The 9,624-nt window shown below is 69.2% G+C and carries 14 protein-coding genes; 10 read left to right on the top strand and 4 right to left on the bottom strand.

Annotation, left to right across the window (positions count from 1 at the left end; genetic code table 11):
* The 4 genes from ACLN58_RS12670 to ACLN58_RS12655 all read left to right on the top strand — a co-directional run.
* Positions 1-358 (top strand): acetylxylan esterase (locus ACLN58_RS12670; protein ID WP_415855619.1); only part of this gene is annotated, 358 nt, incomplete at its 5' end.
* Positions 359-599: 241 nt separating this feature from the next.
* Positions 600-1,739, top strand: a complete 1,140-nt coding sequence (locus tag ACLN58_RS12665; RefSeq protein ID WP_415855618.1) for a 3-deoxy-7-phosphoheptulonate synthase — start codon at positions 600-602, stop codon at positions 1,737-1,739.
* Between the two features lie 136 nt (positions 1,740-1,875).
* The gene (locus ACLN58_RS12660) at positions 1,876-2,088 is read left to right on the top strand and encodes a helix-turn-helix domain-containing protein (RefSeq protein ID WP_415855620.1); all 213 of its coding nucleotides are present in this window, start codon (positions 1,876-1,878) and stop codon (positions 2,086-2,088) included.
* A gap of 176 nt (positions 2,089-2,264) precedes the next feature.
* Entirely contained in the window at positions 2,265-2,363 is a 99-nt protein-coding gene (locus ACLN58_RS12655) for a 30S ribosomal protein bS22 (protein WP_003792170.1), read from the top strand.
* A 106-nt stretch (positions 2,364-2,469) separates the two neighbouring features.
* On the opposite strand, the gene ACLN58_RS12650 is transcribed toward ACLN58_RS12655, so the two are convergent.
* Positions 2,470-3,279: an HAD family hydrolase gene (locus tag ACLN58_RS12650; RefSeq protein ID WP_415855617.1), complete on the bottom strand. Its 810-nt coding sequence runs from the start codon at positions 3,277-3,279 to the stop codon at positions 2,470-2,472.
* 49 nt (positions 3,280-3,328) lie between these two features.
* Between ACLN58_RS12650 and ACLN58_RS12645 the strand changes: the two genes are divergently transcribed.
* Together ACLN58_RS12645 and ACLN58_RS12640 are read left to right on the top strand one after the other, a co-directional pair.
* Entirely contained in the window at positions 3,329-3,583 is a 255-nt protein-coding gene (locus tag ACLN58_RS12645; RefSeq protein WP_415855616.1) for a glutaredoxin family protein, read from the top strand.
* Between the two features lie 118 nt (positions 3,584-3,701).
* Complete coding sequence (locus ACLN58_RS12640) at positions 3,702-4,424, top strand: redox-sensing transcriptional repressor Rex (protein WP_415855615.1); 723 nt, start codon at positions 3,702-3,704, stop codon at positions 4,422-4,424.
* Positions 4,425-4,427: 3 nt separating this feature from the next.
* Here ACLN58_RS12640 and ACLN58_RS12635 read toward each other — a convergent pair whose 3' ends face one another.
* The 3 genes from ACLN58_RS12635 to ACLN58_RS12625 all read right to left on the bottom strand — a co-directional run bounded on the left by ACLN58_RS12635 (position 4,428) and on the right by ACLN58_RS12625 (position 6,822).
* Positions 4,428-5,042, bottom strand: coding sequence for a hypothetical protein (locus tag ACLN58_RS12635; RefSeq protein WP_415855614.1), 615 nt, complete (start codon positions 5,040-5,042; stop codon positions 4,428-4,430).
* Between the two features lie 61 nt (positions 5,043-5,103).
* Positions 5,104-6,015 (bottom strand): hypothetical protein, encoded by a 912-nt coding sequence (locus ACLN58_RS12630; protein WP_415855613.1) that lies wholly within the window; start codon positions 6,013-6,015, stop codon positions 5,104-5,106.
* Between the two features lie 258 nt (positions 6,016-6,273).
* On the bottom strand, positions 6,274-6,822 hold the full coding sequence (locus ACLN58_RS12625) for a YceI family protein (RefSeq protein ID WP_415855612.1): 549 nt from the start codon (positions 6,820-6,822) through the stop codon (positions 6,274-6,276).
* A 246-nt stretch (positions 6,823-7,068) separates the two neighbouring features.
* On the opposite strand from ACLN58_RS12625, the gene ACLN58_RS12620 reads away from it, so the two are divergent.
* The 4 genes from ACLN58_RS12620 to ACLN58_RS12605 form a co-directional block, all read left to right on the top strand.
* Entirely contained in the window at positions 7,069-7,737 is a 669-nt protein-coding gene (locus ACLN58_RS12620; RefSeq protein ID WP_415855611.1) for a histidine phosphatase family protein, read from the top strand.
* Complete coding sequence (locus ACLN58_RS12615) at positions 7,738-8,358, top strand: TlpA family protein disulfide reductase (protein WP_415855610.1); 621 nt, start codon at positions 7,738-7,740, stop codon at positions 8,356-8,358. It abuts the gene before it with no gap.
* 1 nt (position 8,359) lies between these two features.
* The gene (locus ACLN58_RS12610; protein WP_415855609.1) at positions 8,360-9,112 is read left to right on the top strand and encodes a cytochrome c biogenesis CcdA family protein; all 753 of its coding nucleotides are present in this window, start codon (positions 8,360-8,362) and stop codon (positions 9,110-9,112) included.
* Positions 9,112-9,624 (top strand): cytochrome c biogenesis protein ResB (locus ACLN58_RS12605; RefSeq protein ID WP_415855608.1); only part of this gene is annotated, 513 nt, incomplete at its 3' end. The genes ACLN58_RS12610 and ACLN58_RS12605, both read left to right, overlap by 1 nt.

Genomic DNA, 9,624 nt, shown 5'->3' with positions numbered 1-9,624 from the left:
CAACTTCCTCGCGGACTACCCGCGCGCGCTCGACGTCGCGACGACCGGCCCGTACCCCGAGCTCGAGCGGTACCTCGTGCGCCACCGCGACCACGTCGACGCGGCCTTCGCGACGCTCCCGTACTTCGACGTGGTCAACCTGGGCCGCGCCGCGCGGGTGCCGGCCTACTTCTCGGTCGCGCTGCGGGACACGACGTGCCCGCCGTCGACCGTCTACGCGACGTACAACCAGTTCGGCGCCGATGCCCCGGCGCCGGTCGAGAAGTCGATCGAGGAGTACGCGTTCAACAACCACGAGGGCGGGGGAGAGCACCACGTCGCGCGGCAGCTCGCGTGGCTGCGCAAGCTGCTCAGCTGAGGGCCCACCCCCTCCCGTTGAGCCGTCACGTTCGCAGGGTTGGGCCAATGGGGGCTCATGCCGTAGTGTTCTCGCATGATCAAGCGTTGGTATGCGTATTTTGCGTTGGCTCTGGAGGGCCAAGCGTAGATTCGCGCATACCAACCTTCAGAGCCGACGGGGCAGGGACTACGGTCCCTGCCCTTCGCCGTTCCAGGCAGGCTCTGACGCTAGGGTCCTGTCGGGAGGAAGACAGGAACCCATGAACGCGTCCAGCACCGCCCTCAAATCCAGCACCGCCCTCAAGTCCAGCACCGGCAACCTCCGCGTCGCCGAGTTCACGCCCTTGCCCACGCCCGCGGAGCTCCTCGCCGAGCTGCCGCTCACGGCCGAGGCCGAGGCCACCGTGGCCCGCGGCCGCGACGAGGTCCGCGCCGTGCTTGACGGCGTCGACGACCGCCTGCTCGTCGTCGTCGGCCCGTGCTCGATCCACGATCCGGAAGCCGGGCTCGAGTACGCGCGCCGCCTCGCCGCCGTCGCCCGCGAGCACCGCGGCGACCTCCTCGTGGTGATGCGCACGTACTTCGAGAAGCCGCGCACCACGGTCGGGTGGAAGGGGCTCATCAACGACCCGCACCTCGACGGCACGCATGACATCGCCGCGGGCCTGCGCGCTGCGCGCGAGGTGCTGCTCGGCGTCCTCGGCCTCGGGCTGCCCACGGCCACGGAGTTCCTCGAGCCGATCTCGCCGCAGTACACGGCGGATGCGATCGCGTGGGGAGCCATCGGGGCCCGCACCGCGGAGAGCCAGATCCACCGTCAGCTGGTTTCGGGCCTCTCCATGCCGGTCGGCTTCAAGAACGGGACCGACGGCGGGCTCCAGGTCGCGATCGACGCGTGCGGTGCCGCGGCCGCGGCGCAGGCCTTCCTCGGCATTGACGACGACGGCCGCGCGGCGCTCGTCTCAACCTCCGGCAACGCCGACACTCACCTCGTGCTGCGCGGCGGCGCGTCCGGCCCGAATTACGACGCCGCGTCCGTCACCTCGACTTCCGCGACGCTCGCGGCGAAGGGCCTCAATCCGCGCCTCGTGGTGGATGCGAGCCACGCCAACAGCGGCAAGAACCATCACCGCCAGGCGGAGGTCGCGCTCGAGATCGGAGCCCAGATTGCGGCGGGCGGTGTGGCGGGTTCGGCGATCGCCGGGGTCATGCTCGAGAGCTTCCTCGTGGGCGGTGCCCAGCCCCTCGACGTCGCCGCCCACGCCGCTGGCCGGGATCAGCTCGTCTACGGGCAGTCGGTCACGGACGCGTGCATGGAATGGGACGTCACGGTTCAGGTGCTCGAGCAGCTCGCGGAGGCGGCACGTCTCCGCCGGTCCGTGCGGGGAATTGCGTCATGACAAGGGCAAATACCACTTTCACAACAGTCCCTCCAGCATCTAGAGTAGCTAGCACATGCACAGTGAGGGCACGCAACAGTCACGCCGTCGAGCGGGCCTCATGGGGATTGCGTCGACGGCGAGCAAGGAACTGAAGATGGCTGGTTCGGGGGAGTTCGCGAACACACGCTTCCTCACGGTCGCCGAGGTCGCGGAGATGATGCGCGTCTCGAAAATGACGGTGTACCGACTCGTGCACTCGGGCGACATGCCCGCCGTGCGTTTCGGGCGTTCCTACCGCGTGCCCGAGGCTGCTGTCGACGAGTACGTGCGCCGCGCCGCCGTCGATGGTCACAGCGAGACCGCCTGAGTCTCGCGGGCCGTGCCGGGTCGGTTTGTAGGACTTTCGGCCGGTCGGGCGCTCGCGTTGAGTGCTGTATCCTGTTCAGGAACGTTTTACGTCACGTCACCAGCAGTTGGTTGCAAGCGGCCCCCGAGGGAGCCCGGCCAGCGGCCCGGGGGCACCACTTACTGTTAGGAACTTCTGTGGGTTCGGTTATCAAGAAGCGCCGCAAGCGTATGGCCAAGAAGAAGCACCGCAAGCTGCTTCGCAAGACTCGTCACCAGCGCCGCAACAAGAAGTAGTCGGCGCCGCCTCTCATCGAGGCCGGTACACCGAGGCCCGTTCCCTGCACAGGGGAGCGGGCCTCGAGTCGTTTCGGGTACGCCAACTCGGATCGGCACCTGACAGCTAGCGGCGGAACCGCGTGTAGCTCCTCCACAGGCCGTAGACGGCGCCGCCCACGGTCGCGAGCTTCAGACCGAGCGTCGCAGCCCGCCGGCCCGCACGGAAATCGTAGATGGGCCAGTTGTGCGCGTTCGCGTGATGCCGCAGCCTCGCGTCCGGGTTGATCGCGACGGGGTGCCCCACGAGGCTCAGCAGCGGGATGTCGTTGTGCGAGTCCGAGTACGCCCAGCAGCGCCCGAGGTCGAGGCCCTCGCGCTCTGCGAGCTCCGCGACGGCGTGCGCCTTGGCCTTGCCGTGCAGGATCTCGCCCACGAGCCGTCCCGTGTACGCGCCGTCCTCGATCTCGCCGACGGTGCCGAGCGCCCCCGTGAGCCCGAGCCGCTCGGCGATCACGGACGCGACCTCTATCGGCGTCGCCGTGACGAGCCACACGCGGCGCCCCACGCGCAGGTGCTGCTCGGCGAGCGCCTTGGCGCCGGGCCAAATGCGCGACTCGATCATCTCGTCGTACACCTCGTAGCCCACGGTCGCGATGTCCTCGACGCGAATCCCTGCCGCGAGCGAGAGCGCGGAGGTCTTGACGGATTCAACGTCGTCCAGGCTCTCGCCGCGGACCAGGAACGTGAACTGCTTCCACGCGAAGCCCGCGGCCTCGCGGAGTGTGAACGCGCCGCGTTCGTACATCTTGCGGCCCACGTGGAACAGGCTTGCGCCGCGCATGAGCGTGTTGTCGACGTCGAAGAACGCGGCCTCGGTGGGCCGTGCCTGCGGGAGTGGTCGCGCCGGCACAGGCACGGTCTTCTCGGCAGGCATGATCCGAGTCTAGTCAATCCCGCACCATGGGCCGCGCTACCGTTGTTGCATGCGCACTCCCGAGATCGTCCTGGTCGCCCGGCGCGAGTGCCACCTCTGCGAGGCGGCCCGCGAAGTCGTGGCGCGTGTCGCCGCGGATGCCGGGCTTGAGTGGACTGAGCGCCTGACGGACGACGACGCCGACCTCGCCGCGCGCTTCGCCGAGGAGGTCCCGGTGGTGCTCGTCGACGGCGTGCAGCGCGATTTCTGGCGGATCGATGAGGCGCGCCTGCGCCGGACGGTCGCGGCGGCGGCGCGGGGCTGAGCCGTTTGGCGGAGCAGCAGTTTTGGGCGGCGCGGTGCGGCGGTTCTAGAGTGAGTCGGGCCGGAATGAGCCAGCGGTGCGCCAAGCGGCTGCCGCCGACGGGGAAGAGTGGTGCGCCGTGACGTCTCAAGCGAAGTCAGCCGACGATACCCCCGCGGTGCCGCCGGCCAAGCGGCTGCCGAGCGCCGTCGTCGCCCGTCTGACCATCTATCTCCGCGCGCTCAACGGCTTCGTCGCCGAGGCGGTCGAGCGGGTCTCCTCCGAGGAGCTCGCCGAGGCCTCCGGCGTGAGCTCGGCGACGCTTCGGAAGGACCTGTCGCAGCTGGGCTCCTACGGGACCCGCGGCGTGGGGTACGAGGTCGAGAACCTCCTGCAGCATCTCTCCGCGGCGCTCGGGCTCACGCGCGACTGGCGCGTCGCGATCGTCGGAGCGGGCAACCTGGGCCGCGCGCTCGCCCGGTACGGCGGCTTCGAGACGCGCGGCTTCGAGGTCGTGGCACTCCTCGACACGGACCCGCAGCTCATCGGCAACGAGGTCGGGTGGCTGCGCGTGACGGACGCGGCGAATCTCGAGGCGATCTTCCGGCGCACGCGCGCCAACATGGCCGTCCTCGCGCTCCCGGGGTCCGCGGCGCAGGCCGCGTGCGATCGCGTGGTCGCGGCCGGCGTGCGCAGCATCCTGAGCTTCGCGCCGACGATCCTGCAGGTGCCTTCGGGGGTGACCCTGCGCAAGGTGGACATGGCCACCGAACTGCAGATCCTCGCGTATCACGCGCAGCGTGGAGAGGCTGGCGGCCAGACTGGGGAAAACGCGCTCGGCGAACCTGCCGAGGGCGTGTAGGCGCTACCGCCGGTAGCCGGAGCGGACGGCCTTCGACATCGCGAAGAAGAAGTTCGACGTCGGGAGCCACGCGAGGATGATCGCCACGGCCTGCACGGCGGAGATCGCGAGACCCACGCCGTAGAGCGGGGTCATCGTCGCGTACGGGGTCGTCGCGAGGTAGCCGGGAGCAGAGACGAAGCCACGCACCGCGAGTCCGAGCGCTAGCCCGGACAGCGAGCCAAGCACGTTGAGCCCCACCAGAACGGTCAGGAGGATCCGGACCCAGTTGCGCCCGGTCCAGATGCCGAGTGCCAGGAGCACCTGAACCGCGAGGCCGATGAACCCGCCGACCCACGCGAACGGGACAATCATCTGCGTGAACTGCTGGGCGAAGCCCGGAGGGAGGGCCCGGCGCGACTGGATCGCGGACTGCGCGAGGACCGTGTTGACGTAGTCGCTCACGACGTTGAGAGTGAACGGCAACAGGACCAGCGGGACGACCGCCGCGGCCACGATGAGCCAGAACGAGACCTTGACGGTCGCCGGCCGGCGGACCGTTGCGGGCGGCGGGGTCATGCCGGGGAACGAGCCGCTCGGAAGCTGGCTCGGCCAGGGGCCGGAATAGCCGTCAGTCATGGTGCGTCCCTCTCAAACGGACTCGTGCCTGTGGGTGCTATCGGTGGTGCTGCGGCGGGGATTACTGCCCGTACGGGTTGCCGAACGTCCGCGGCGGCTCGGTGTAGGGGTTCGCGAAGGCGTTGTGCGCTGCGATGTACGCGGACACCGTCGGGCGGAAGAGCATGATGATCGTCACGATCGCGAGGGCGATGGTGATGAGCGCGAACAATCCGGAGCTCAAGACGCTCAGCACCGAGAGGCACAGGAAGACCGTTCCCAGGATCCGGGCCCAGCGGCGGCCGCGGCGCAGGAACGCGGCGCACAGCCCGAGGACGGCGGCGTTGACGAGGGCGCCGACAAACACGATCCACAGGACGGTCAGGATGATCTGGTGGAACTGTTCGTACGTGATGGCCGTCGAGCGGCTGCTCGTCTGCTCGGTGAACATGGCCCGCAGGTCGACCGCGCTGTTGATCGCGAGGCCGAAGATCGCGAGCACCGCCTCGACGGCCGCCGTCGCGATGAGGAGCCAGAAGGCCACGTTGACGCCCGACTGCTGGGCCGCGGCGCTAGGCACCGGCGCGCCGTAGCCGGAGCCGTACTGGGCCGGCTGGTTGTACTGGGCTGCTTGGCCGTACTGCGGAGCGTGCCCGTACTGGGGAGCCTGACCGTACTGGGGCTGCTGAGGCTGCTGGCCGTACTGCGGAGCCCGTCCGTACTGAGGCGGCTGGCCGTACTGGGGCTGCTGAGGCTGCTGGCCGTACTGCGGAGCCTGTCCGTACTGAGGCGGCTGAGGCTGCTGGCCGTACTGCGGTGCCTGCCCGTACTGCGGCGACTGAGACTGCCCTGGCTGAGGCTGCCCTGGCTGAGGCTGCCCCGACTGCGGCTCGTGGCCGGGCGCGTACTGGCCGTACCGGGGCGCCGGGCGCGAACCTTCCGGCTCATGTGGCGCAGGCGTCTGCGGCTCGTCGGGCTGTTGGGGCGTGCTCATCTGGCTTCCTCCGGTCGGCTCCGCGGAGCGGACCTGGATGTCCCGTCCCCGCCATTCCTCACCCTACCGGCACAGACCTCGCAAACGCTGGGAACTTTCGTCCCCATTTCTCGATCCACAAAGCGCGTGTTTCGGCGCGACACGCCGTGCTCAGAGCGATGGGGAAAGAACAAGCGGACCGGAGCACGCAGCCCCGTCATAAACGTGCGGCGCCGGCCCGGGAATCCCGGACCGACGCCGCAGCGGGGCAGAGCAGGCTCAGGCCTGGGGAGCCGTGAACGCGAGGTCGAGCGTGATGACGACCTTGTCGCTCACCAGAACGCCGCCGGTCTCGAGCACGGCGTTCCACGTGAGGCCGAACTCCTTGCGGGAGATCGTCGTCTCGCCCGAGAGGCCGGCGCGGGTCGTGCCGAACGGGTCCACGGCCACGCCGCCGAACTCGGTCTCGATGGTCACCTGCTGGGTGACGCCCTTGATGGTGAGGTCGCCCGTGACGTCGTAGGACTCGCCGTTGTGCTCAATCGCGGTCGAGACGAACGTCATCTCCGGGAACTCCTCGACGTCGAAGAAGTCGGCGCCCTTGACGTGGCCGTCGCGGTTGACATCGCCCGAGTCGAACGAGGCAGTCTTGACGGACGCGTTGACCTTGGTCTCCGCGAGGCTGTGGCCCACGTTGACGCTGCCAGCCGCCTCGGTGAAGCGGCCGCGGACCTTGCTGATGCCCGCGTGGCGGACGGTGAACGCGATGTCGCTGTGGGCGATGTCGAGGGTCCAGAGGCCAGTGGTGATACCGGAAGGAACGGTCATGTCAATCTCCTTGAGGGTGGCGTGCTAGAGCTTTTGGGTTGGAGACTCAGATGATTGAAGTGTCAACCAACATGTCCATGCTATCCATGCAAATGCATCTTCCGCCACCCCCTGTGGTGGAATTCACAGGGAACTCTCGGGATCGGCCTGTAGTTCTACTGACCGTAGAATGATGAAGCGGAGGCCACGTTCCTTCCCGTCCGGACGATTTCGCCGCGGCCTCCCACATTTGAGAAACTGGATGCCATGCCTTCTTCCACCGTCCATCTGCTGCGTCACGGCGAGGTGCATAACCCGACCGGCGTGCTGTACGGCCGGCTCCCGGAGTTCCACCTCTCCGAGCGCGGCCGGCAGATGGCGGCGTGCGTCGCCGAGCACTTCGCGCAGCAGGCGCACGACGGCGGCCGGATCGTCCTGCTCGCGGCCTCGCCTCTCACGCGGGCCCAGGAGACCGCGGCCCCGACAGCCGCCGCCCTCGGGCTCGAGATCGCGACCGAGGCGCGCATCATCGAGGCGGAGAACCACTTCGAAGGCCTCCACGTGAGCCCGCGCGAACTCGCGAGGCCCCGCCACTGGCCCTACCTCGTCAACCCCTTCCGGCCGTCGTGGGGCGAGCCCTACGAGGCCCAGGCGGCCCGCGTCCTGGCCGCGGTCGCCGATGCGGCGCGCACCGCCGTCGAACGCGGGGGAGACGGTGCGGAGGCCATCCTCGTGGCGCACCAGCTGCCCATCTGGACGGCCCGCCTCAAGTCGGAGGGCCGCGCCCTGTGGCACGACCCGCGCAAGCGCGAGTGCACGCTCGCCTCGCTCACAAGCCTCACCGTCGATTCCGCGACCGGTGCCGTCATCTCCGTCCGTTACACCGAGCCCGCCGCCGCCCTGCTCCCGGGTGCCGCGACGACCCCGGGGGCCTGAATGGCGGACGCAGCACATCCCACGCGTCGCGGCGTCCTGGCCCTCGCCGCCCTCGCGCTTCCCGCGGCCGCACTCACCGCCGTGGGCCTCTCGGCGTGCGCGGCGAGCGATCCGCTCGCCTCCCAGGCCCGCGCCGGCGACAACAAGAACTACGTGGCCGGCGACGGCTCCGTGACCGAATACGCGAAGGATTCGCGCAAGCCGCCCGTCTCGTTCAAGGGCACGCTCTACGACGGCACGTCCGTGGACTCGGCGTCCTTCGCGGGCCACGTCACGGTGCTCAACTTCTGGTTCGCCGCGTGCGCACCGTGCCGCGTCGAGGCGCCGTCCCTCAAGCAGCTCCACGACGAATACTCGCCGAAGGGTGTGGTGTTCTACGGCGTGAACCTGCGCGACGAGAAGGGCACCGCGGACGCCTTCGAGCAGAACTTCGGCATCACGTACCCGAGCTTCAACGACCAGGACGGCCGCGTGCTCCTCGCGGTCTCCGGCATGGTCCCGCCGGGCGCCGTCCCCACGACCCTCGTGCTCGACAAGCAGGGCCGCGTCTCCGCACGGGTCCTCGGCGAGCTCGACAAGAGCACACTCAAGGCCCTCATCGACACGGCGGCGGCCGAGTAGCGTGGGCGCGAACACCTTCAGCGACGCCGTCCTCAACGGTTCCCTCCTGCTCGCGGTGCCCGTGTGCCTCCTGGCCGGGCTCGTCTCGTTCCTCTCGCCGTGCGTCCTTCCGCTCGTCCCGGGCTACCTCGGCTACGTCACGGGCCTCACGGGCGTGGACCTCGAGAAGCAGAAGCGCGGCCGCATGGTCGCCGGAATCGCGCTGTTCGTGCTCGGCTTCACGGTGGTTTTCGTCTCAACCGGCGCTGTGTTCGGCCAGCTCGGCTCGTGGCTCGCCACCTCCCAGGTGTGGCTCACGCGCGTGCTGGGCATCGTCGTCGTCCTCATGGGCATCGTGTTCATGGGCGGGCTTGGGATCTTCCAGCGCGAGGCGCGCGTCCACGCGAAGCCGCGCGCGGGCCTGTGGGGGGCGCCCGTCCTCGGGATCACGTTCGGACTCGGCTGGGTCCCGTGCATCGGCCCGACCCTCGCCTCGGTCCAGCTGCTCGCGTTCACGGACGGTCCGACCGCCTACAAGGGCGCCTTCTTGACGTTCGTGTACTGCGTCGGCCTGGGGGTGCCGTTCCTCCTCATCGCCCTCGCGTTCCGCCGCGGCATGGGCGCGCTGAAATTCTTCAAGAAGCACCGCAGGGCACTGCAGGTCTTCGGCGGCGGCATGCTGATCCTCATCGGCGTGCTGATCGTCTCGGGCGTGTGGAGCCATTGGATTTCGCAGCTGCAGCTGTGGATCGGAACCGTGAGGCCGCCCATCTGATGAGCCTGAAGACCCAGAACCCGAAGCCCAAGAAGCCGCGCAACGCCCAGCGCGACGATGTCGCATTGCCCGTCCTCGGGATCCTCGGCATGCTGCGCTGGGCATGGACCCAGCTCACGAGCATGCGCACGGCGCTCTTCCTGCTCCTGCTCCTCGCCGTGGCCGCCGTGCCGGGCTCGCTCTTCCCGCAGCGCCCGGTCAACCCCGCAATCGTCACGCAGTACCTCAAGGACCACGCGGACTACGGGCCGATCCTCGACAAGCTCCAGATGTTCGACGTGTATTCGTCCGTCTGGTTCTCCGCGGTCTATCTCCTGCTGTTCATCTCGCTCATCGGATGCGTGATTCCGCGCGCGATCGCGCACTGGAAGGCGTGGCGGTCCAAGCCGCCGCGCACGCCCGCGCGGCTCTCGCGGCTCCCGGTCTACGGCACGCTCGTGGTCCCCGCGGAGAGCGAGCTGGGCGCCGAGGACGCCGCGAAGCAGACCGCAGCCCTCCTGAGGAAGCGCGGC

Origin of the sequence: Sinomonas sp. G460-2, assembly GCF_047759905.1 — a bacterium.
Taxonomy (GTDB): Bacteria; Actinomycetota; Actinomycetes; order Actinomycetales; family Micrococcaceae; genus Sinomonas.
This window is presented reverse-complemented; position numbering and strand designations above follow the sequence as displayed.